The organism is Anaerobacillus alkaliphilus, assembly GCF_004116265.1.
In the GTDB taxonomy this organism is placed as follows: domain Bacteria; phylum Bacillota; class Bacilli; order Bacillales; family Anaerobacillaceae; genus Anaerobacillus; species Anaerobacillus alkaliphilus.
This window is the reverse complement of the sequence record NZ_QOUX01000045.1, coordinates 36,768-59,989: the sequence shown is the minus strand read 5'-3', so window position 1 is coordinate 59,989 and position 23,222 is coordinate 36,768. Positions and strand designations below refer to the sequence as shown.

24 protein-coding genes are annotated in these 23,222 nt (G+C 35.6%); 9 read left to right on the top strand and 15 right to left on the bottom strand.

What is annotated here, in order from left to right:
* The first annotated feature begins 30 nt into the window (after nt 1-30).
* Both DS745_RS14410 and ispG read left to right on the top strand, forming a co-directional pair.
* A complete protein-coding gene (locus DS745_RS14410) occupies nt 31-363 on the top strand; it encodes a hypothetical protein (protein WP_129078945.1) in 333 nt (110 codons plus the stop codon).
* Between the two features lie 126 nt (nt 364-489).
* On the top strand, nt 490-1,581 hold the full coding sequence (gene ispG, locus DS745_RS14405; protein ID WP_129078944.1) for a flavodoxin-dependent (E)-4-hydroxy-3-methylbut-2-enyl-diphosphate synthase: 1,092 nt from the start codon (nt 490-492) through the stop codon (nt 1,579-1,581).
* A gap of 61 nt (nt 1,582-1,642) precedes the next feature.
* On the opposite strand, the gene DS745_RS14400 is transcribed toward ispG, so the two are convergent.
* Nucleotides 1,643-2,056, bottom strand: a complete 414-nt coding sequence (locus DS745_RS14400) for a DUF4190 domain-containing protein (protein ID WP_241657839.1) — start codon at nt 2,054-2,056, stop codon at nt 1,643-1,645.
* A 203-nt stretch (nt 2,057-2,259) separates the two neighbouring features.
* Here DS745_RS14400 and DS745_RS14395 point away from each other — a divergent pair, with 203 nt between their 5' ends.
* Complete coding sequence (locus tag DS745_RS14395; protein ID WP_129078943.1) at nt 2,260-2,829, top strand: hypothetical protein; 570 nt, start codon at nt 2,260-2,262, stop codon at nt 2,827-2,829.
* Nucleotides 2,830-2,938: 109 nt separating this feature from the next.
* Here the strand turns inward: DS745_RS14395 and DS745_RS14390 are convergent, their stop codons facing one another.
* From DS745_RS14390 to DS745_RS14380, 3 genes are read right to left on the bottom strand one after another with little or no spacing between them, the layout of a single operon-like run.
* Nucleotides 2,939-3,346 (bottom strand): Fur family transcriptional regulator, encoded by a 408-nt coding sequence (locus tag DS745_RS14390; RefSeq protein ID WP_129078942.1) that lies wholly within the window; start codon nt 3,344-3,346, stop codon nt 2,939-2,941.
* 15 nt (nt 3,347-3,361) lie between these two features.
* Nucleotides 3,362-4,198 carry a metal ABC transporter permease gene (locus tag DS745_RS14385; RefSeq protein WP_129078941.1) on the bottom strand — a complete coding sequence of 279 codons (837 nt, stop codon included), beginning with the start codon at nt 4,196-4,198 and terminating at the stop codon, nt 3,362-3,364.
* A 1-nt stretch (nt 4,199) separates the two neighbouring features.
* Nucleotides 4,200-4,982 carry a metal ABC transporter ATP-binding protein gene (locus DS745_RS14380; protein WP_129078940.1) on the bottom strand — a complete coding sequence of 261 codons (783 nt, stop codon included), beginning with the start codon at nt 4,980-4,982 and terminating at the stop codon, nt 4,200-4,202.
* Between the two features lie 276 nt (nt 4,983-5,258).
* On the opposite strand from DS745_RS14380, the gene ppx reads away from it, so the two are divergent.
* Both ppx and DS745_RS14370 read left to right on the top strand, forming a co-directional pair.
* On the top strand, nt 5,259-6,791 hold the full coding sequence (gene ppx, locus DS745_RS14375; protein ID WP_129078939.1) for an exopolyphosphatase: 1,533 nt from the start codon (nt 5,259-5,261) through the stop codon (nt 6,789-6,791).
* 81 nt (nt 6,792-6,872) lie between these two features.
* Nucleotides 6,873-8,981, top strand: coding sequence for an RNA degradosome polyphosphate kinase (locus DS745_RS14370; protein WP_129078938.1), 2,109 nt, complete (start codon nt 6,873-6,875; stop codon nt 8,979-8,981).
* 45 nt (nt 8,982-9,026) lie between these two features.
* Here DS745_RS14370 and DS745_RS14365 read toward each other — a convergent pair whose 3' ends face one another.
* Nucleotides 9,027-9,893, bottom strand: a complete 867-nt coding sequence (locus DS745_RS14365) for a metal ABC transporter permease (protein WP_129078937.1) — start codon at nt 9,891-9,893, stop codon at nt 9,027-9,029.
* On the bottom strand, nt 9,893-10,654 hold the full coding sequence (locus tag DS745_RS14360) for a metal ABC transporter ATP-binding protein (RefSeq protein WP_129078936.1): 762 nt from the start codon (nt 10,652-10,654) through the stop codon (nt 9,893-9,895). Before DS745_RS14360 ends, DS745_RS14365 begins: the two co-directional genes overlap by 1 nt.
* A gap of 353 nt (nt 10,655-11,007) precedes the next feature.
* Between DS745_RS14360 and DS745_RS14355 the strand changes: the two genes are divergently transcribed.
* On the top strand, nt 11,008-11,271 hold the full coding sequence (locus DS745_RS14355) for a DUF2624 family protein (protein ID WP_129078935.1): 264 nt from the start codon (nt 11,008-11,010) through the stop codon (nt 11,269-11,271).
* Nucleotides 11,272-11,364: 93 nt separating this feature from the next.
* On the opposite strand, the gene DS745_RS14350 is transcribed toward DS745_RS14355, so the two are convergent.
* Nucleotides 11,365-12,252, bottom strand: a complete 888-nt coding sequence (locus DS745_RS14350; RefSeq protein WP_129078934.1) for a deoxyribonuclease IV — start codon at nt 12,250-12,252, stop codon at nt 11,365-11,367.
* A 27-nt stretch (nt 12,253-12,279) separates the two neighbouring features.
* Nucleotides 12,280-13,617, bottom strand: coding sequence for a DEAD/DEAH box helicase (locus DS745_RS14345; protein ID WP_129078933.1), 1,338 nt, complete (start codon nt 13,615-13,617; stop codon nt 12,280-12,282).
* A 188-nt stretch (nt 13,618-13,805) separates the two neighbouring features.
* On the opposite strand from DS745_RS14345, the gene vrrA reads away from it, so the two are divergent.
* The 3 genes from vrrA to DS745_RS14330 all read left to right on the top strand — a co-directional run bounded on the left by vrrA (nt 13,806) and on the right by DS745_RS14330 (nt 16,257).
* Nucleotides 13,806-14,384 (top strand): VrrA/YqfQ family protein, encoded by a 579-nt coding sequence (vrrA, locus tag DS745_RS14340; RefSeq protein WP_161568272.1) that lies wholly within the window; start codon nt 13,806-13,808, stop codon nt 14,382-14,384.
* Nucleotides 14,385-14,702: 318 nt separating this feature from the next.
* Entirely contained in the window at nt 14,703-15,200 is a 498-nt protein-coding gene (locus DS745_RS14335; RefSeq protein ID WP_129078931.1) for a CarD family transcriptional regulator, read from the top strand.
* A 118-nt stretch (nt 15,201-15,318) separates the two neighbouring features.
* Complete coding sequence (locus DS745_RS14330) at nt 15,319-16,257, top strand: 4-hydroxy-3-methylbut-2-enyl diphosphate reductase (protein WP_129078930.1); 939 nt, start codon at nt 15,319-15,321, stop codon at nt 16,255-16,257.
* Between the two features lie 41 nt (nt 16,258-16,298).
* On the opposite strand, the gene DS745_RS14325 is transcribed toward DS745_RS14330, so the two are convergent.
* The 7 genes from DS745_RS14325 to DS745_RS25185 all read right to left on the bottom strand — a co-directional run bounded on the left by DS745_RS14325 (nt 16,299) and on the right by DS745_RS25185 (nt 22,908).
* Complete coding sequence (locus DS745_RS14325) at nt 16,299-17,420, bottom strand: Nif3-like dinuclear metal center hexameric protein (RefSeq protein WP_129078929.1); 1,122 nt, start codon at nt 17,418-17,420, stop codon at nt 16,299-16,301.
* Entirely contained in the window at nt 17,417-18,124 is a 708-nt protein-coding gene (locus tag DS745_RS14320) for a tRNA (adenine(22)-N(1))-methyltransferase (RefSeq protein WP_129078928.1), read from the bottom strand. The genes DS745_RS14325 and DS745_RS14320 overlap by 4 nt, the downstream gene beginning before the upstream one ends.
* Nucleotides 18,125-18,238: 114 nt before the next feature.
* Nucleotides 18,239-18,634, bottom strand: a complete 396-nt coding sequence (locus DS745_RS14315) for a c-type cytochrome (RefSeq protein ID WP_129078927.1) — start codon at nt 18,632-18,634, stop codon at nt 18,239-18,241.
* Between the two features lie 196 nt (nt 18,635-18,830).
* Nucleotides 18,831-19,367, bottom strand: a complete 537-nt coding sequence (locus DS745_RS14310; protein WP_129078926.1) for a hypothetical protein — start codon at nt 19,365-19,367, stop codon at nt 18,831-18,833.
* Nucleotides 19,368-19,498: 131 nt separating this feature from the next.
* Nucleotides 19,499-20,617, bottom strand: a complete 1,119-nt coding sequence (rpoD, locus tag DS745_RS14305) for an RNA polymerase sigma factor RpoD (RefSeq protein WP_129078925.1) — start codon at nt 20,615-20,617, stop codon at nt 19,499-19,501.
* A 105-nt stretch (nt 20,618-20,722) separates the two neighbouring features.
* Nucleotides 20,723-22,531 carry a DNA primase gene (dnaG, locus tag DS745_RS14300; protein WP_129078924.1) on the bottom strand — a complete coding sequence of 603 codons (1,809 nt, stop codon included), beginning with the start codon at nt 22,529-22,531 and terminating at the stop codon, nt 20,723-20,725.
* Between the two features lie 116 nt (nt 22,532-22,647).
* Nucleotides 22,648-22,908 (bottom strand): DUF188 domain-containing protein, encoded by a 261-nt coding sequence (locus DS745_RS25185; protein WP_241657838.1) that lies wholly within the window; start codon nt 22,906-22,908, stop codon nt 22,648-22,650.
* Between the last annotated feature and the right edge of the window lie 314 nt (nt 22,909-23,222).

Here is a 23,222-nt window from a genome sequence, read left to right as displayed (position 1 = left end):
TTAAAAAAATAACAAAGGGGATTAAAATTTATGAAAAAGTTACTAATACCAGTTTTGTTACTAATTTCTATATATAGCATTTATTTTGACCTTAAAATTGGTACGTTACCCACGAGTACTTTTGCAGCAGAAACTAGCCCTATGATTGAAGTTCCTGAGCAAACTACATTCCAAATACCAGCAGAGCTTATCGTCGTTGAACCAGGATACACGGTACTTTCCATCGTCGAGGAACTCCATGGAGAACCTGTTAATGCTACAATTCAGCAAATTGTTTTGGATTTCGAAACCTTAAATCCTGGTACAAATGCAAGTAAAATACAAACTGGTAAAGCTTACTATTTTCCAGTATACCGAAAATAATTATCTACTTCCTTCTTGCCAAACATTCCTCTTCATTGATAAAATGAAAGTAATTTTGAACTTAAGTAAAAATATCTCATGCTTACGTTTCTAAATTCTTACCATTAGAAGGGGCGAATTTCAAAGATGACCCAAATTATTCATAGAACGAAAACGAAGCCAATTAAAGTAGGTCCATTAACAATTGGTGGTAATAACGAAGTTGTCATTCAAAGTATGACAACAACAAAAACACATGACGTAGAAGCTACTGTTGCTGAAATATTACGATTAGAAGAAGCTGGTTGCCAGGTTGTTCGTGTTGCTTGCCCAGATATGCGAGCTGCTGAAGCAATTAGCGAAATTAAAAAAAGAATTAATATCCCTTTAGTAGTTGACATACACTTCGACTACAAGCTCGCTTTAAAGGCAATTGAAGGCGGCGCTGATAAAATTCGAATTAATCCTGGAAATATTGGAAGACGAGAAAAAGTAGAAGCTGTCGTTAAAGCAGCAAAAGAAAAAGGTATTCCAATCCGTATCGGCGTAAATGCTGGGTCGTTAGAAAAGCGAATTATTGAGAAATACGGCTATCCTACTGCAGATGGGATGGTGGAAAGTGCTCTTCATCATATAAAAATTCTTGAAGATCTAGACTTTTATGACATCATAGTTTCGATGAAAGCATCTGACGTCAATTTGGCTATTGAAGCGTATGAAAAAGCTGCGAAAGCATTTGACTATCCTCTTCATTTAGGAATTACTGAGTCAGGAACATTATTTGCTGGAACAATCAAAAGTGCAGCAGGTCTTGGAGTCCTACTTCACATGGGAATTGGTAACACAGTTCGTATTTCATTAAGTGCCGATCCGGTTGAAGAAGTAAAAGTTGCCAGAGAATTGTTAAAATCATTTGGCCTTGCTGCCAATGCAGCAACACTTATCTCTTGTCCTACTTGTGGACGTATTGAAATTGACCTAATTAGTATTGCAAATGAAATTGAAGATTATATTTCGAAGATTAAAGCACCAATTAAAGTGGCAGTACTCGGGTGTGCAGTAAACGGACCTGGTGAAGCTCGAGAGGCTGATATTGGAATTGCTGGTGCGAGAGGCGAAGGATTGTTATTCAGACATGGTGAAATTGTCCGAAAGGTACCTGAGGCCATTATGGTCGAAGAACTAAAAAAAGAAATTGATCTTATTGCTGCTGAAAAAATGGCAAAAAATAATATATAGATCAAAAAGAGGCAAACTTATCAAAAGTTTGCCTCTTCTTTATTTTGTACCTGTTGTCACATTAGAAAAATGGTGAGAAAAACAACGTCAAGACAATTGAAACTGCACCGATACCAATAGCCCAGTTTCCAAGACCAGTTGCTCCGTTACGACGAGCGATAAACCCAACAATAATACCTGCTGCTCCTAAAATCACAGGTAAGAAGAACAAAGAAATAATTGAGAGTACAATGGCAAATGCCCCTACTCCTCTTCCTTCAGTTACTTCATTGTCCCTGTCGGCTTCAATCTCCTCATCAACATTTTCAGCAAAAGGACGCTCTCCAACGAAACCGCGTTGAGGTGCAAACTCAGCTGCTGTTTCTTCTCGATGATCACCAATAGGATAATCAGCGGATGTTACACCATTTGGATTTTCGTCTCTCTCTTCATTCTCCAAACGAAGAGATCGATTATCCTGATTGGTGTTGTTCATTGTTCCATTGTTGTTAAATCTTCCGTTGTTGAACCTATTGTTGTTCATGTTGTTATTCATATCAGTCATCGTCATCCCTCACTTTCTTTTTCAGGAGCAGTTTTAGTATTACACAGTCAATAGGATATATAGATGTTAATGATTTCATATTAAGGAATGTGCTATGATAGAAGTAGTAAAGAATTATGATTGGTGGTCTTAAGATGAATAAACAAATGCGCTTTGGACTAGATATCGATGGAACAGTTACCTGTCCAGAAACATTTATTCCATATTTAAATGAACACTTTCAAACAAATATATCCCTGTCAGACATTACGCAATACGAAATATCAGCTATATTAAATGTTACTAAAGAAGAGTTTTGGCAATGGATGTCTAAACATGAACCAATTATTTATGCTAATGCAAAAATTGCTAATTTCTTTACTGAAGCTATTAAGAATTGGCAGGATACACACCATTTCACGTACATTAGTGCACGTGGAAATCATCTTTTTGAAGTAACAGAAAATTGGTTTAAAAAAAATAACATTCCATTTCATCAAATAGAGCTGCTTGGTCAACATGATAAGCTCAATGCCATTAGGAAGAATGATATTGATATCTTTTTTGAAGATAAACATGATAATGCATGCGATATTGCTGAAGAGTGTAAAATTCCGGTTATCCTAATAGATACCCCCTATAACCAAGACCCAGTCCCTCATCAAGTGATTAGGGTAAAAGACTGGAATGAAGCTTCCACATGGGTTAATAACTGGTTAAAGTGAACTACCCGCCACTTAATTTTCTATTGAAAATTTGAAGTGGGGGTCTTCTGCCAAAATAATAAAATAGTAAAAAAGTTCCTCCTTTTTAAGGAAGAACTTTTTACTATTTTTATATACATTCACTACAATAACCATAAACTTCAAATTTATGTCCAACTATCTTAAAATCCTTCGTATCGCTAAAATCATCCATTGGACAAAGGTGAACGTGTTTTGTTTTGCCACATGATAAACAAATCACATGATGATGATGACCATCAATGGCACAACTAAACCTGAATTTTTTCTCACCATCTAATTCTGTCATTTCTAATATTCCTAAATCCACGAAAGTAGATAAATTCCTATAAATGGTATCAAACGATAATCCTGGATAGTCACCCTGCATTGCTTCTAAAACATCCTTCGCTGCAATGTATCTTTTTTGATCGGAAAACAGTTGAAGCATTTGTTCTCTTTTCCCCGTATGCTTGTACCCTTTTTCTTTTAAAAGCAATAATGCCTTCGTTACATCCATACAAAAAAGCCCCCTCTATTTACGAAACTTCTTCCAAATGATAGCTATAATTAAAATAATAACAGCAGTTACAACAATTGTCCCTCCAGGTGCTAAATCAAGGTGGTAAGCACTGATTAATCCTATAATAACTGATAATTCACCAAATAGGATAGAATATACAAACATTTGCTTAAAGCCTTTTGCAATTCGCATACTCGCTGCAACAGGTAATGTCATAAGCGAAGAAACAAGAAGGATACCAACAATTCTCATTGAGGAAGCAATTACCAGAGCTACCATAATAATGAAAACTAAATGAACCAGCTTCTTATTAATACCAGAAACGATCGCTTGTTCCTCATCAAAAGATAAAAAGAATAATTCTTTATAAAAGAAAATTAATAATACTGTAACAACTGCTGTGATAAATGAAATTGTCCAGAGGTCTGATCTTGTAACAGCAATGACACTTCCGAATAAGTAGTTAAAAAGGTCAGTATTAAAACCGTCTGCTAACGATATAAACACTACGCCCAACCCAATTCCTCCAGAAAGAATAATAGGGATTGAAAGTTCTTGGTAGGATTTGTACACTGTTCTTAATTTCTCAATGAGTAAAGCCCCCCCTACTGAAAAAATAATACCTAGATATAGAGGGTTAAGACCAGCAAAAAATAGGATATGCTTCCCTAGAAGAAGGCTCCCTGCAATTCCTGCGAGGGTAATGTGCGATAATGCATCGGCAATTAATGCTAATCTCCTAACAACTAAGAACACACCTAATATAGGCGCTAGAAATCCAACCATGATTCCTGTAAAGAAGGCGTTCCTTAAAAATTCATATTGTAAAAAAACTGAAATAAATTCCATTCTACTCACCTCCGCGAGTAGAGTGATTATGAACAAGTAAATGAACTTCTTGCCCATGAAATGCGGACAACTTATGATTTTCTTGAAAATCCTTTGTATTCCCGTGAAAATGTAGATGTCTATTTAAGCAAGCAACTGCATTTACATGATTTGTCATCCCAGATACATCATGAGTTACCAAAAGAAGGGTAATCCCCATTTGATTTAACTGACTCAGCATTGCATAGAAGTTGTTCACTGAATGTATATCTACGCCCACGGTTGGTTCATCCAAAATGATTAGCTCAGGGTCACTAACAAGTGCCCTAGCAATAAACACCCGCTGTTGCTGGCCACCAGAAAGTTCACCTATGTTTTGTTTCATGTATTCAGACAGACCAACTAACTCAATCGCTTCCTTTACTTTCTCCTTATGTTGTTTTGTTAAAAAACGAAACAACCCAACTTTTCCAAATAAGCCCATTGAAACCACTTCATAAACCGTTGCAGGAAATCCCGTATTGAAACTATTTGCTTTTTGAGATACAAAACCAATCTTATCCCAATCCTTGAATTTATGACTTGACTTACCAAAAAGTTTAATATTTCCACTAGAGGGTTGCAAGAGACCTAAAATACATTTAAGTAATGTAGATTTACCAGAACCATTTGGTCCAACTAGTCCTAAAAAGGCTCCTTTTTTCACCTGCAAGTTAATATTATCCAATACGGTTCTCGTACCATATTTAAACGTTAACGACTGTATATCAATGACATTCTCATTGTTTTTTAACTCACTACACATAAAATCCTATCCCCCACTGAAAGATACTAAAGAAATACTTGTTTTTTTAACAAACAACCATGTCAACCTAGATAATATAGAAAGCAGAGGATCACTCTGCTTTTCTCGATCATGCCATTGTTTTACAAACAATAAAAATTTAAGAATCATTCCGTTTTGTCCATTCGTAGTATACATTACTAATCAGGCTGTTGTAAACGATACACCCTTTCCATTATAGTATTGTATAATTAATATCATTCCTTTTCCAATTAGGAAGTTTAGGAGGTTACTGCCATGACACAAGAACAGTCAATCGCACTCATTGATATAGGCTCTAATTCAATACGTCTCGTGATTTTTCAATTAGACGGGGTAGGCTACTATAAGGAAATACAGAATTTAAAAGTAGTAGCACGGTTAAGTAGCCATATTACTGAGGACGGAGAACTTTCAGATAAAGGAGTAAGTGTCTTACTCAACACATTAAAGCAATTCCAAGAGATTACTCGTACATATAATCTTTCAATTATAAAGTGTGTGGCCACAGCAGCTATCAGGCAGGCCAAAAATCAACAAGCAATACTAAAAAAAATCGCTGAACAAACTGATTTTTCAATTCGCGTGTTATCAGAATATGAGGAAGCCTATTTTGGCTTTTTAGCCGTAACAAATTCCACGAGTATTAACGATGGGATAACAATTGACATCGGTGGAGGCAGTACAGAGGTAACTTTATTTAAAAATAGAAAGTTACTGCACTATCATAGCTTTCCATTCGGAGCCATTTCTTTAAAGCAAAAGTTTATTCAAAATGAAATCCCAACAAAAGAAGAATTAGAGAACCTTAGAGGATACTTAAAAACACAATTTGAAACCTTACATTGGCTTAAGCAACTCGATCTTCCACTAGTGGGTATTGGTGGTAGTGCGAGAAATCTATCTCTTATCCATCAGAGAAGTAAAAATTATCCGTTATCTGGATTACATCAATATGAAATGGACTTTGAGAATTTAAAAGAGATCATTAATACCTTAGGCAAACTTTCTTTAAAAGAAAGACAGTTTGTAGAGGGTCTCTCTAAAGATAGGGCTGATATTATCATTCCAGCGGCTGAAGCAATTATTATGTTGATGGAGGTTACTAGTTCAAAGAGCTTTATCATGAGTAATAAGGGTTTAAGGGATGGGCTGTTTTATGATGAGCTTTTTAACCAGAATAACATAACGCAATTTCCAAATGTTGCAGAAGAAAGCATATATCAACTGACGAGAAATTACGAGATAAACATTCAACATGTTAAATACATATCCAAAATTGCGACCAACTTATTTGATGACATGACTCAGCTCTTTAACCACTTAACTAAGGAGGATTTACGTCTACTTCATTTAAGCTGTCGAGTTCTTTATATCGGTGAATTTATTAGTCATGAAGCAAGTAGCCAGCATACCTTTTATTTACTAACAAACTTATCAATTGATGGAATTACACATATAGAAAGATTGAAGATTGCTTTAATTGCTTCTTTTAAATCAAAAGCGACCCTGCAAAACTATTTAAAGCCATATACCGACTGGTTTCAAAGAGATGAGATTGACACAATTGAGCTATTAGGTGCAATCCTTAAGTTTTCCTACGGTTTAAATCGAACAAAACGCGAAGTTTTTACTTCAGTTCATATAACAGAAAAATCGAATGAAATGATGGAATTAAAGTTACATCATAATCAAGATGCATATTTCGAAATAAGTCAGGCTAAGAAATATAAAAAACATCTCGAAAAAGTGGTTAAACGGCGAATAGAACTCCTATTTTGTAAAAATTAACATATAATTTACAAAAGTCTTAAAGAATATTTGGTAAAATAATAGAAGTCCTATACCCAATGATTGGAAAGGTGGATTTTGATGATCGAAAATTCAAGTCCTCTTACTAATGAGATCGATTTGAATAATCCTATTTATTATAATAACCGCGAACTCAGTTGGATCCGCTTTAATGAAAGGGTTTTAGAAGAAGCAATAGATGAGCGAAATCCCTTATTAGAACGGTTAAAGTTTTTGGCTATCTTTAGTTCTAACCTAGATGAATTTTTTATGGTACGGGTGGCAGGATTAAAGGATCAGGTAAAAGCAGGTTTTAATAAACCTGAGAACAAAGCTGGGTTAACCCCTCGTGAACAACTTGAAAGAATTTCTGCTCTAAATCACCGAATTGTATCATTACAAGATCGACTCTATACAGAAACTCTTGTTCCAATGTTATATCAAGAAGGGTTTCAATTTCTAGCCATCGAGCAATGTAATAATGAACAATTAAAATTTCTTCAGGATCGATTTGATACGTATATATTACCTGTGTTAACACCAATGGCAATTGATGCATACCGCCCTTTCCCAATGCTCCTAAATAAGAGTATAAACCTAGCTGTATTATTAAAAAAGCCTAATCAAAAAAAAGAAAAATTGGCGATTGTCCAGGTTCCAGGTGTACTAACCCGATTTATTCCTATCCCACCTGCAAACGAGCAAAAACAATTTATTTTGCTTGAAGATATCATTAGTCATTTTATTTATAAGCTTTTTAAGGGATATGATGTTCTCTCTGTATCCCCATTTAGAATTACAAGAAATGCTGATTTAACCATACACGAGGAAGGCGCTAGAGACTTATTAAGAGAAATTGAAAAAGAATTAAAAAAACGGAAATGGGGATCCGCCGTTCGTCTAGAAATGCAAAGTGGAAAAATGTCTGAGAAGGTTTTACCATTTTTGTTGGACGTCTTAGAATTAAAGGAAAAGGATGTCTACTCTTTTAATGGCCCCCTCGACCTAACTTTCTTATATAAATTTTATGCTTATGTCGGGGCAGAGCATGATTATTTAGTAAACGAGACTCTAGTTCCTCAACCGCCAGAAGATTTAGCAAGTGATGAGAATATTTTTGAAGCCATCTTAAAGAGAGATATTTTTTTACATCATCCTTATGAGTCATTTCAGCCAATCATTGATTTTATTGCGACGGCTGCAGAAGATCCTAATGTGTTGGCTATTAAACAAACTCTATATCGTGTCAGTGGAGACTCCCCCATCATTAATGCCTTAGCAAGAGCAGCTGAAAACGGAAAACAAGTCACTGTACTTGTTGAGCTGAAAGCTCGTTTCGATGAGGAAAATAACATTCAATGGGCAAAGAAATTAGAGAAGTCTGGAGTACATGTCATTTATGGCATTACCGGATTAAAAACACATAGTAAAATTATACTAATCGTTAGACACGATCAAGGTCATATTCAACGTTTTGTTCATTTAGGGACTGGTAACTATAATGATACAACTGCAAAGCTCTATACTGATATGGGTCTGCTGACTTGTGATGAAAAATTTGGGATAGATGCAACCAATTTCTTTAATTATTTAAGTGGCTTTAGTGAAAAACCTGCTTGGAACTACTTATCTACAGCTCCCTTTGAAATTAGAGAATCACTCTTACACTTAATTGATGAAGAAATTGCTTGTCACAAACAAAAAGGAAACGGAAAGATCATCGCAAAAATGAATTCTCTAACGGATAAACCAATAATTATGAAGCTTTATGAAGCAAGTCAAGCTGGGGTCAGTATCGACTTAATTATTAGAGGGATATGTTGCTTAAGGCCTGGTATACCTGGAGTTAGTGAAAATATTTCTGTCCGAAGTATTGTTGATCGTTTCCTTGAACATAGTCGTGTCTTTTACTTTCACCATGGTGGAAAGAATTCTACTTACCTATCTTCTGCTGACTGGATGACAAGGAATATGGAAAAGAGAGTGGAAATTCTTTTTCCAATAAACGAAGATAGACTAAAGAAAAGAATTAAAGATATTTTGGAGATTACAATTAGAGACAACGTAAAAGCAAGACAACAAGATAAAGACGGAACATATAAATATATAAAAAAAGGGGTCCATGACTTAGAAATTCAAAGTCAATTAATCTTTTACCGCTTGGCCGCCAAATATTTCGAAGACAATTGAGAAAGAAAAAAGCGAAGGATTGTATCCCTTCGCTTTTCTTATATTTTATGAATTTTGTTGAAGCTTTGATCGTAATAACTTCCAAACGACACCTTGTTTTGGTGAAAAGAAAAACGCTAAACCAAAAAGCAATGAAGCTATTAAAACAATTGTCGACCCAGAACTTACATCAAATATGACTGAGAAGAATAACCCCACAACTCCTGAAAAGATACCAAAAAAGGCAGAGAGAACAAGCATGACAGAAAGCCTATCTGATAATAAGTAGGCCGTTGCCCCCGGGGTTATTAACATTGCAACCACGAGGATAATTCCTACTGCCTGTAAAGAAACAACTGTAACTAAGGATAAAAGAAGCATTAACATATAGTGAATAAACTTTACAGGTAACCCAGTTGCTTTAGCCATCGTAGGATCAAACGTACTTAGCAACAATGGTCGATAGAACAGAATAACCATTAAAACAACAAATATACTCATTCCAAATGTTACCCATAAATCTGCTCTAGATACCGCTAAGACATTACCGAATAGGATATGCCATAGGTCTACGCTCGTTCCTCTTAACGAAGAGTTTAAAACTACACCAAAAGCAAACATAGCTGTAAACATGATTCCTATGGCAGAGTCATCTTTTATTCTACTATTTTGAGAAATATAGCCAATCCCCAATGCCGTTAATACCCCAGTGATTACTGCACCAACAAAAAAACTAGCTCCAAGCATATACGCAATAACAACTCCTGGTAACACAGCATGGGAAATTGCATCACCCATTAAAGCCATTCCCCTTAAAATAATAAAACAGCCAATAATACCACAAATAAGGCCAACCAGTATAGCTGCAATTAAAGCATTCTGTAAATATTGATATCTAGATACCTGATCGATAAAACTCATTATCTCTTGCATTAATTGCTCACCACCATCACGTTATCCTTATTCCCAAACATTGTAATACTTCCTTTATAAGCAGCAGAAAGTAATTCAGGTTTATAGATATCTGCAACTTTTCCTGCTCCGATTAGCTCCTGATTTAAGAGTAAAAGCTGATCGAAATATTTCTCTACTTTACTTAAATCATGATGTACAACAAAAATTGTTTTCCCATCACGCTGAAGTTGTCGTAAAAGCTTAACAATGATTTCCTCTGATGTAGCATCTATTCCTACGAAAGGTTCATCTAAGAAAAAAATGTCTGCTTGTTGCGTTAATGCTCTTGCGATAAAAACACGTTGTTGCTGACCACCTGAAAGTTGACCTATCTGTCGTTTTGCAAATTCAGTCATACCAACCTTCTCAAGAGCTTCTTTTGCTATCTCTTTATCTTTTAGACTAGCTCTTTTGTACCAAGGAATAAATGAATATCTTCCCATAAGTACAACATCTTCTACCAAAACAGGAAAATCAAAATCAATTGCACTCCGTTGTGGGACATATGATATTTTCTTTCTCATCTCTTTAATCGTTTTGCCGAAAATCTCAATTTCACCAATATGTTTCTCTAACCCAAGTATCGCTTTTATTAGAGTCGATTTTCCAGCACCATTAGGGCCAATTATTCCAACTAGCTGACCACTCTGAAAGCTGAAATTTATATTTTTTAGTGCGTGATGTCCATCGTAGTTAACCGAGAGACTCTCAACTTTAATTTCAGGATGATTAGCAGCCATCGCAGGTCCTCCTCCATAATCATGTTTATTTAAGAACCAAGTTTACTCTTAGCAAACTCATAAAGTAATAACGAACTTTATCAATTTTGTTCATGCACTCTATTAAACTAATCAATTTTAATATATGTTTAACGGATATAAATGTGCATACCCTTATTGCCTCAATATTAAAATGTTTCCTACAGGAAACATTTTTAACTTAACCTAAATTATAGAAGGTTCTCCTCCATTTTGCAAACATTTTTCTTCTATTACCAAGCATAAATTCGCTTCAGAAATTTTTGGTCACAATCCTAGGTTTCTATACATAAAATAAACAGATTGAAATTATTAATAAAGGAGGAATAACCCAAATGAACCCTTTTATCATACAAATGGTAAATCACAAGCTTAATACTATAAAAAAAGATGAACTCATCCAATTAGCAAGGCAATATCAATTTACTATTACTGATAATCAAGCACAAAAAATCATTGCTATCCTACGATCTGAAAACATTGATGTTACAAACCTAGGGCAAAGAGAAAGAATATTAGCGAAAATTAAACAACAGGTAGACGCCAAGACCGAAAAGCAAATGAATGAAATGTTAAAGCAATATGATAAGTACTTATAAGTGCAATATGCTGGCACTCTCAAAATCTTATTAATAGCCATTTAAACAGTGAAAAACAAAAACCTCCCTAAATACTGGGAGGTTTTTGTTCATTTATGCCATTATTTTCAGGTGTAATTCTGGGTCAAATGTTTTACTTCGTAACATGGCAATTTCATGTTTATATGGTGGTTTCGTATCTTTTTTGTCTTCTCCAACGAACGGTGTTTCTAAAATTTTCGGTACATTGACTAGTTGTGGATGATGAACAATGTAACATAATGCGTCGAAGCCAATATGACCAAAGCCGATATTCTCATGACGATCTTTTTTTGCTCCACGTTCATTCTTACTATCATTTATGTGAAGGACTTTTAAACGATCAATTCCAATAATTTTATCAAATTCATTTAGTACACCATCAAAATCTTCAACAATATTATAACCAGCATCATGAACGTGACAAGTATCCAAGCAAATTGATAGTTTATCATTGAAGTGAACCCCGCTAATAATTTCAGCAAGTTCCTCAAAACTTCTACCACATTCAGACCCTTTCCCCGCCATTGTTTCTAATGCAATTTGTACTTCTTGATCTTTTTCTAAAACTTCGTTTAGACCTTCAATGATTTTTTTAATTCCAACATCAGCACCGGCATTCACATGCGCACCAGGATGTAAGACAATTTGTTTTGCACCAAGCTCATGCGTCCGGGCAATTTCTGAGCGTAAGAAATTTACACCCAGTTCAAATGTTTCTGGTTTTTGTGAATTTCCAATGTTAATGATATAAGGTGCATGAACAATCACATCTTCAACCCCATGCTCAAGCATATGTGCTAGACCTGCAGGTATATTTAACTCTTCAATTGGCTTTCTCCTTGTGTTCTGAGGAGCACCTGTGTAAATCATAAACGTGTTAGCCCCATATGAAAGTGCTTCCTCTACGGAAGAAAGGAACATTTTTTTACCGCTCATGGATACGTGTGAACCTAATTTCATCCTCTCAATTTCTCCTTTATATGTTTACTATTTCTTATTTTTTCTTCTAGCTTTCTGGTCAATTTTTTCTTGAGCCCATCTAGCTCTTTTCTTATATGACGGCTTCACTTTTTTCGGTTTAGCCTTCGCTTTTCCACCTGTATTGGCTAAAACTGTACCTTTTTTTGTACCAGTAGGGGTTACAAGTGTAGTTTTTCTAACATGGCGTCTAACTTTGTTTTCTAATTCTACCCATTCACCATTTTTTAGATCCACATAAGTAAAACGAATTTTTCGATCTGTTAATTTTTGAATTGATGCTTCATCCTTCTCTTCGTAAATAGATAAAGCAATCCCTGATTCGCCAGCTCGAGCAGATCTACCTACACGGTGTACATACCAATCCAAATCATTTTTAGGTAGCTCATAATTAATAATGTGAGTAACACCTTTGATATCAATTCCGCGAGCAGCTAAATCAGAAGCAACTAAGTACTGAACTTTCCCAGCATTAACTTCTTTCATCACTTGCTTTCTTTGCCTTGGTAGTAACCCGCCATGGATCCTTTCGACATTAAGGCCTGCTTGAAGCATTGCATCGGCAACTTCATCAACTTGTTCTTTTGTGTTGGCAAAGATAATCGCAAAATATGGGTTATACTTCTTAGCTACATCGACCACTAGTTTTAGTCTATCTCTGTGCCTTGCAGGTAATAAAAAATGCTCTATTCTCTCAGCTGTTGTTTGATGAGGATCTACTTGTACATGACGTGGATTATTCATATATTTTTTTAAGAATGGCTGTAGTTTTTCTGGAATAGTAGCAGAAAAAACTAACATTTGTAAAACTTCGCCCATTCTTGAAGCAATTTTATCTACTTCTTCAATGAAACCCATATCAAGCATTTGATCTGCCTCATCGACGACTAACATTTCAGTTGTATAGACTTTTAACGCCTGCTCTTCAACCATGTCATAAATTCTGCCTGGTGTACCAACTACTATTTGCGGTTGCGTTTTTAGTCTTCCAATTTCACGTAACCTGTCAGTACCACCGACAATAAGCTTCGCTGACACCTCACCATTTGCATTCTTGAGAATTTTTTCTAATTCAGCAAAAATTTGTCCAGCCAATTCCCTTGTCGGTGCTGTAATAACAGCTTGTACTTCTTCTTTTGTCACATCAATACGCTCAACAATCGGAATTAAAAATGCCAATGTTTTTCCAGAACCAGTTTGTGATTGTCCAATGACATCTTTACCAGAAATAATTGCTGGAATTAATCTTTCTTGTATTTCCGTTGGCATAAAGAAGCGTTGCTCAGTTAAGGCCTCAATAATAAATGGCTTTAACTGAAATCTTTCAAAATTTGATTTAGTGCTCATATACATTCTCCTACCTAATATTAACTCTACTCTGTACTAGTATCCTAGCCATAATACTATACCATTATTATCATAAAATCAAAATTGCTACAAATTTTGCAATATATCATAGAAAGAAGCACACAGATATCTCTTAGTGCATATACCTATTTGTAGAGGAACGACGTTTTTACGAAAGGATGGAGCATATGTTTCCAATGCCAACGCCGCAAATGCCACCAGTATCTCCTGGAGCCTCTATGCTAACTAGAGGTATGCTTCAAGGTGGTGCAAGCCAGTTAAGCAATTTGCCTCTTCAACAAGGGGTTATGGGTCAATCCGGTGGGTTATTGTCAAAACTTTTTGGTGGTGCACAAGCTGGTGGAGGAGGATTTACAAATATTTTAGGTATGTTGCAAAATGCACAAAAAGCAATTGGTGTTTTTCAACAAGTAAGTCCAATGGTTCAGCAATACGCACCATTTGTGAAATCATTACCTTCACTAATTAGTATGATGAGAAACACTGGGGGTTCTGAAGATAACGAATTAGAACCTACTGAAAGCATAGCAATTGAAGATGATGACAATGAAAAAGAAAGTTACAATGAGGTAAAAGTACGTAAGAAGAAAAAAAAGAAATCATCGAACAACATTAAAATAAAAGAAAAACCTGTTCAAAAAAGTACAAAGAAAAACACAAGGACTCAATCGAAACAACGTGATAAAAATTCTAACCAGCCTACGAAGTCTACAGGGTCTATTCCTGCACCAAAATTATATATTTAACGCTACTTATTATCTTATACTAGAGGCTGACTCTATTTTTTTGAGTCATCCTCTCTTTTTCATACATATTTCACTAGGATTGGGACATATTATAGAAGTAGAAAGGAAAGCACTTGGTACTGTAAAATTTTTCTTTTTAGGGCAATTGTGTTATACTGTTCGTATCCTCAAAAAATCTTCACTATAATAACCACTTTTTTTACATATTACGCTCCGCTTAATTTGTACTATTCTCCCATTTTCCTTGTTTGTGAAGTATTACCAAATATAGGGGAGCTAGATGTTTATTGTAATAGAAAACGTTTGGAGGTATGCTTTATGTTCAATGTAGGTGATCACGTCGTATATCCATATCACGGTGCTGGAACTATTCGCAATATCGAGGTTAAAGAGGTCTTAGGGAAGAAATTATCATATTTCGTACTCTATTTCCCTTTGAATGATGTAACACTAATGCTTCCCGAAGATCGAATTAGTAGCTCTGGTTTGAGAAAGGTAATTGAAGAAACTCAACTTGATGAACTTATTCATGCTCTACAAAACGGAATTCAAACGAAGAATGAAAACCCTAAACAATATTCTAGGGAGAACGAAAACTTATTAAAAACTGGAAGTATCATCGATGCTGCACACGTTATTGCTAATCTAAGCTTGAAAGAATATGAAAGAACAAATGGTCTTCATATCCAAGATCGTAAAAACTTAGATAAAGCAAAACAATTAATTGTAAGCGAACTGATCCTTGCAAATGATATGACAGAAGATGAAGCATACGCTTTTATTGATAAAAATGTGCAAGTTTCTCAAGGAGCATAAGTTACAGGAACATCCTTATCAAGAGGGTGTTCTGTTTTTTTATCTCTAGGTAAATCATTGCGTAATAAACAATCATTCAATATAATGAAAGAAGCAAAAGTAAGGAGGCTACTTAACAGTGGAAGTACTCAAAATATCTCCCCGAGGTTACTGCTATGGTGTTGTTGATGCTATGGTGTTAGCAAGACAGGCTGCTAAAAATCTTGATCTACCTCGTCCAATCTATATACTAGGAATGATTGTTCATAATAAACATGTTACAGATGCTTTTGAGGAAGATGGCATTATTACATTAGATGGCCCAAATCGTCTTGAAATACTTAACAAAGTTGATAAAGGGACGGTTATTTTTACAGCACATGGAATTTCTCTTGAAGTCCGTAAAATGGCTAAAGAACGTGGCTTAACGACGGTAGATGCTACATGCCCAGATGTAACCAAAACTCACGACTTAATTTCGGAAAAAACTTCTGCCGGATACGAGGTCATTTATATTGGTAAGAAACATCACCCGGAGCCTGAAGGCGCAATCGGTGTAGCACCCGATAAGGTACATCTTGTAGAAACGATGACAGATGTGGAAAGTCTTAATCTAACTAGCGAGAATATCATCATTACAAACCAAACAACGATGAGTCAATGGGATGTCTCACACATTATGAAAGCAGCATTAGACAAATACCCGCAAGCAGAAATTCATAACGAGATTTGCCTTGCCACACAAGTTAGGCAGGAGGCCGTTGCTGAACAAGCAAAAGAAGCAGATCTTCTAATTGTCGTAGGAGACCCAAAAAGTAATAATTCTAACCGACTTGCACAAGTCTCACAAGAAATTGCAGGTACTCCTGCTCACCGCATCGCAGACCTTTCAGAATTAAAACTTGAATGGTTAAAAGGAATTCAGAAGGTCGCTGTGACGAGTGGAGCTTCTACACCAACACCAATCACAAAAGAAGTGATCACTTTCTTAGAACAGTATGACGAAGAAAATCCTACAACTTGGCAAATTGAAAAAAAGGTACCTTTAAGTAAAATACTACCAAAGGTAAAAGAATAAAAACGGGCCAAGCGCCCGTTTTTTTGCTTTTAAATAGCCCTTTATAAAAATGTAAAAGGATCAGTATTAAGAGTAGAGTAGACAACCTCAGTATCGTACTTTTGTTCAGCTAAGAATGTTAGAAGAAAGTTTTGTACAGCTTCTTTCATTATTTTTTCGACATTATGTCCTGGATCTACAATCATTAGACCATCCATCATTGCATCGTGGGCTACATGGTAATACATATCACCAGTAACAAATACATCTGCCCCTTTAAAAATAGCGCTAGATACATATTTATTACCATCCCCTCCCAATACCGCAACTTTCTTAACCGAACGGTTTAGGTCACCTACAACTCTTACTCCATCAACCTCAAAGGCTTTTTTCACGAATTGGGCAAATTCCTTAAGTGTTAGTTCCTTGTTAAGATATCCAACTCTACCTAAGCCTAATTGTTCACCCTTATTATCTAATGGATAAATATCATACGCTACCTCTTCGTAAGGATGAGCTTTTACTAATGCAGAAATAACTTTATTTTGAAGATTAACTGGGAAAATCGTTTCAATCTTTATCTCTTGAACAGTTTCAATGCTCCCGGTCTTTCCGATAAAAGGATCTGACCCTGTCTCAGGTTTAAAAGTTCCTTCGCCTTCAGAGTTATATGTACAATGACTGTAATTTCCAATATGACCTGCACCACTTTTCGCTAATGCTTCACGAACAACTGTTGCATATTCTCTTGGGACAAAAACTGCTAGTTTCTTAAGTTTAACTTCTGTTGTTGGTGCTAACACTTCTAGGCTTTCTAAACCCAGTTTCTGAGCCATTAAATCATTTACGCCGCCTTTGGCTACGTCTAAATTGGTGTGTGCTGCATATACAGCTATGTCATGCTTAATAAGTTTTTCAACAATTTTACCGTAGGGGCGATCAGTCTGGATAGCTTTTAAAGGTCGGAAAATAATTGGATGGTGCGCAATTATTAAATCCACGCTCTCTTTTATCGCTTCCTCAACTACACTATCTAATAAATCTAGAACGACCATAACCTTCCTAATTGGCTTATTCAAAGTTCCAATTTGAAGCCCAACTTTATCTCCCTCTACCGCTAATGATTTAGGGGACCATCCTTCAAATGCTTGAATAATTGTATTTCCATTGGCAAGCCTTGTCATTGGATTACCTCCTCGACTCGTGTAATTCTCTCTATTAAATCCTGTTTTTTAATAAGAACTTCTTCGGTTTGCTTTGCTTTTTCAAATTGCGAAAGGATTTTTTTCCATTCACCAACCTCATTCGTCCATTTTTTCTTAAAAGCGTCATTCTTTTCTTTCATTAGAAATGGACCGAGTAATAGTTCAGTTTGGTAGTCTTGTTCATGATATGGGTTAGGACCTGTTCTCTCAGCGACAAGTATCTCATATATAATTCCGTCTTCTTCAAGGATTAGCTCGTTTATAAGAAGCCAATCATTAGCTTCTAACCAAACTCGAATTTGATTGGCTGCTACGTTTGGCTGTAAAACTAGTCTCTTCACACCTTCTAGTTTATCTTTACCATTATTTAATATCGAAGCAATTAAAGGTCCACCCATTCCAGCAATTGTTATAACATCAACTTCTCCAGCCGAAATAACCTCTAGTCCATTTCCTTTCTTTACGTAAATTTTATCTTCATAATTTAATTTTTTTACTTGTTCTACTGCAGACTGAAAAGGACCCTCATTAACTTCGCCTGCAATTGCAGAACTAACTAAGCCCCGTCTCAATGCAAAACATGGCAAATAGGCATGGTCTGAGCCAATATCAGCTAACCTACTTCCTGATGGTATTTGTTCAGCTACTAGGGTTAAACGTTTTGATAAATTATCTTCATTCATATATGCTCACCTAAATTTTTTATGTAGTATCAATTTAATCTTAATCTTTTATTTCAGACTATGCAAATGAAACAATAAAAAAGAAGGACTGTTGAAAAACAATCCTTCTATCTGTTATTTTGTTGCTTCTAGTAAGTATTCAGCGATTGCAGCTGCTTTTTCAGCATCGACTAAGCCAGCAGGCATTCCTGGGTAGTCTGTGCCACCACCTTGAAGAATGATATTAACAATATCTTCTTTTGTATGTCTGTCAGCTAAACCTTGTAGATTACCCATCGGCCCATCAAAGTTCCCACCATGACATCCAATACATGTTGTTTTGTATGTTTGCTCACCTAATGCCATTGGATCTGTTGTATCAACAGTCTCTTGAGCTGGTTGCCCACCTTCTCCACCTTCTAAAGCTAGTCTAGCATCCTTTTGGTTTACACCAACAAAGGATAAAACTAACATAAGGGTTAAACCAACAACTGCAACTGCAGCATATCCATATAAAGGTTTTCCTCTCATACTGCCACTCCTTCAATATTATTATCTTTTTATAAGACCATTTTTTCAAACTAATGTTATTTTACTCGAAAAATGCTTACTAGAAAAGGGAAAAGCATAAAAATTGTTATATTTCCTTAATTTGTTCACATTAACACCATACTTATAGTTATATCCTAATCATTCTAGTAACATAGCTTCACTAATTTACTAACTACTATCGTAGAAAAAAGTAAATAGCAATTATAATTCCAAGTGCGCCTGATAAAAGAAAATATTTCAAATTATATTTTTTCCCAATAACAAGCCAAATAAAACATGTAAGCATTACAGCTCCTAAAATAGCCTCAGGCTGCTCAGGAAAAAATGCATTAGTTACATGGATTGTCGCAATAAAAATCATTAATGCAGCAATAAGGATATATAAATGAACAAGGCGAGAATCGTAATGCTTCATTTGTATAGATAGTAAGAGGATAATAATACTTAAAAAAATTACGACTGCAGTTTGCAAAAATGAAGAAAAGTCAGTAAAATAAATTACAAGAAATGTTAATCCAAATAATGCTAATACAAAAATTGTCATTAGAAATGGCATTAATTTAAAAGGTCGCATTGTTTGTTTCTCGTTGATTTCCTCCGGCTGGTCACCTTCTGTATATAAAGATAGAAGGAAATTACAGTAATGATCTGGTAAGAGTCGACATTTTTTCCAATATTTTATTTCATTAATAATAATTTTCTTGCGATCCATTTTTGGGCTCCTTAAACATATGACTTTATTCTAACACGTTTCAGCTTTGTTAAAGCTTATATGCCGATGTCATATTGTGTCAAACAAAGAAAAAGGTTTACTTCGCCACAGACAAAGTAAACCTACCCTTCTTATTCTAAGAAATCTTTAAGACGTTTGCTTCTGCTAGGATGACGAAGTTTACGTAGTGCCTTCGCTTCTATTTGGCGAATACGCTCACGAGTTACACCGAACACTTTTCCTACTTCTTCTAGTGTTCTTGTGCGACCATCATCAAGACCAAAACGTAAACGAAGTACATTTTCTTCTCTATCTGTTAAAGTGTCTAAAACGTCTTCAAGTTGTTCTTTTAGAAGCTCGTAAGCTGCTGCATCAGAAGGGGCTAAAGCTTCTTGGTCTTCAATAAAGTCACCAAGATGAGAGTCGTCCTCTTCACCAATTGGTGTTTCTAGGGAAACGGGTTCTTGAGCAATTTTTAAAATCTCTCTAACTTTTTCAGGTGTTAAATCCATTTCTGCAGATACTTCTTCTGGTGTTGGTTCACGCCCTAAGTCTTGCAGTAACTGACGTTGGACACGGATTAATTTATTTATTGTCTCAACCATGTGTACAGGAATACGTATCGTTCTTGCTTGGTCTGCAATTGCCCTTGTAATGGCCTGCCTAATCCACCATGTAGCATAAGTACTAAATTTGTAGCCTTTTTCATAGTCGAATTTTTCAACTGCTTTAATTAAACCCATGTTACCTTCTTGAATTAAATCGAGGAATAACATTCCTCTACCAACATAACGCTTGGCAATACTTACGACAAGTCGTAGGTTTGCTTCTGCTAGTCGACGTTTTGCTTCCTCATCACCAGTTTCAATCTTTTTAGCTAACTCAATTTCATTCTCTGCAGAAAGTAACGGAACTCGGCCAATCTCTTTTAAATACATGCGAACCGGGTCATTAATTTTAATTCCTGGTGGAACGCTTAAATCATTTAAATCGAATTCTTCTTCTTCCTTTGCTACGTCCTGAAGGTTTGGCATATCATCGGACTCATTTAGAACCTCAATCCCTTGGTCACCTAAATATTCAAAGAACTCGTCCATTTGATCCGAATCTTGTTCGAAACCAGATAGTTTTTCTGTTATTTCGGCATACGAAAGTACACCTCGTTTTTTTCCGAGCTCTACTAATTGTTCCTTCACTTGATCGATTGACATTTCTCCTTCAGCCACTGGGCGAACCGGTTTATCTGCCATACGACCCCCTCCTTCCGATAGTTCAACTACAAGCTTTTCCATATCAAAACAACGATTGTTGCTAGTATTAGAACAAATATCTTTTTTTTATTTATAATAAAAGCATTAGTGCTTTAATTCCTTTTTTAATTGGATGATTTCCATCGCTATCCTAGCGGCTAGTGCATAGTCTTCTCTCTGCTCAGCATCTTGCCGTTCTTTTTCTTTTTCTTCAATTAGAACGGTCTTGGGATAGTTTGTGATTAGCTTAAAGTAATCATTCAACTCTTGCTCCGACAAATCATCACTAACTGTCATCATCGCAATTTCAGTTGCAATTCTTGATAATTTTTCATCAGGCAACCTATGGATAAACTGACTAGAGTTTGGTTCATTTCCGTCTGCATAATACGCATAAAGATAAGCAACAATTGATTGATATTCATCAATATTAAAGTTTCCACCAATTTTCTCTTGAACCTGAATGGCAATATTGACGTCCTTAATCATATGGGCCAAGAGCATCCTTTCTGCATTATGAAATGCTGGAAGGAGACGTTTCTGTACAGTAAGATTTGGTTTGAATTTTTTTACTTCGTGCATTTCCTGGCTATTACTTTGCTTATTCTTTAATTTGTGGAGACGAAAAAGTTCTTGCTTTAACGCATCTAAAGAAAGTGAAAATTCTTCAGCCAATTGTCTAATATAATGATCTCTTTCTATGGATTTCGATAAGGTTGTAATCTCAGTGAGTACATCCTCTATGTACTGCATACGTTCGGCCTCATTTTGAAGGTTCCTTCCTTTGCGAAGGTAACTCATCTTAAATGCCATTGTTGTCATACTTCCCCCGATAACCTCGACTCGAAACTTCTCTGAACCATTCTTTTGAATAAACTCATCTGGATCATAACCCTCCGGAAGTTTAGCAACCTTAACGAAACAATTGTTTTCCTCGAGTATTTGAATGGCACGATATGTAGCTTTAAGTCCTGCATTATCAGAGTCGTAGCAGACTATAACGGTTTCAGCATTTCTGCGTATAAGTTTAGCTTGCTCATTTGTTATCGCTGTACCTAAGGTTGCTACACCATTACGCACCCCTGCCTTCCAAGCAGAAATAACATCAACATAACCTTCAAAAAGAACAGCTTCGTTTTTCTTACGAATGTCAGGTCGAGCTAGGTGCAGGCCGTACAGGATCTGACTTTTATTAAATAATTTCGATTCTGAACTATTTAGGTACTTAGGTTGCTCATTCCCTAAAACTCTGCCCCCAAAACCGATGATTTTTCCGTCCTTATTCCAAATAGGGAACATGACACGATTTCGAAATCTGTCGAATAACTTACCATCAAATTCTCGTTTGGAAAGCAACCCGATTTGTTCCATAAAATTTAGTGGGACGTTTCTCCTTTGTAAAAATTGAGTCAATGTATCCCACGAATCTGGAGCAAATCCAATCGAAAAATCCTGAATATTTTCTCGGGTAAAACCTCGTTTTAACAAGTATTCTAAGGCTTCTTTCCCCTGATCAGTATTTGTTAACAGATGATGATAAAGCTTAGCTGCTAATTCATTTCCTGCAATCATAGCTGTAAGATCATTCGACACATTTGCTTTATCATTTTGTTCTAATTCAGGCATATCAATATTAACTCTAGATGCTAAATGCTTTACAGAGTCAATAAATTCATACCCCTCAATAGCCATAACAAATGAAAAAGCATTACCACCTGCACCACAACCAAAGCAATGATATAGCTGTTTTTCAGGTGAGACCGAAAAACTAGGTGTATTTTCCCCATGAAACGGACATAAACCAATTAAGTTTCGGCCTTGTTTCTTTAATTGAACATATTCACCAATTACGTCAACAATGTCTACAGAATTTCTTATCTTTTCGATTTTTTCTTCAGAAATTCTACTTCCCATTTCATTCACACCATTCTCACTCGCTCATAATAAAGAGGTCGGAGTATATTAATTCGAGTTTTTTTGCTAAATTCCTTCTTTGTGTGACAATATTTTTTCGAATTCCTTTACAAATTTTAAAATATCTTCATTTGTAAATTTACTAGGACCTTTTGTCCCATGCCAGCTTTTCTTTGGAGCTTACCTAAATGCCTGTAATTCATCAACCTATCTCTAGGTGATATTACTTTTATTCCTTTTGGTAATAACAAAGAAGCTAAACCGTGATCTTGAGTGACAACAATATCTCCCCGTTTGGCATGGTTAACAATATATAAATCAACTTCTTCAGGGCGAAAATCAACCATTACTACTTTGTACCCATGATTTTTACTAATTGAATGGGCATATGACGCTACGTAAACTAAATTTGTTTTGAACTAATAACATAGTGCTTCTATCTAATCCTTAACAGGACAAGCATCCGCATCAACATAAACAGTCTGTTCACGAGTATGCATAATTGACTATTCTACATCTCGTAAAGAAATCCTTCTTTTGTTCATCGATAAAAATAGTAAAGATCTCCCTTACTATCATTACCAAAAAAAATATATTAAGTCTTGACTTTTTTAATTTATTTGTTCCATTTAAAAAATATGCATTTTTTTGATCACAATATTTCATTATAAGCCATTTTTACCATTCTAGC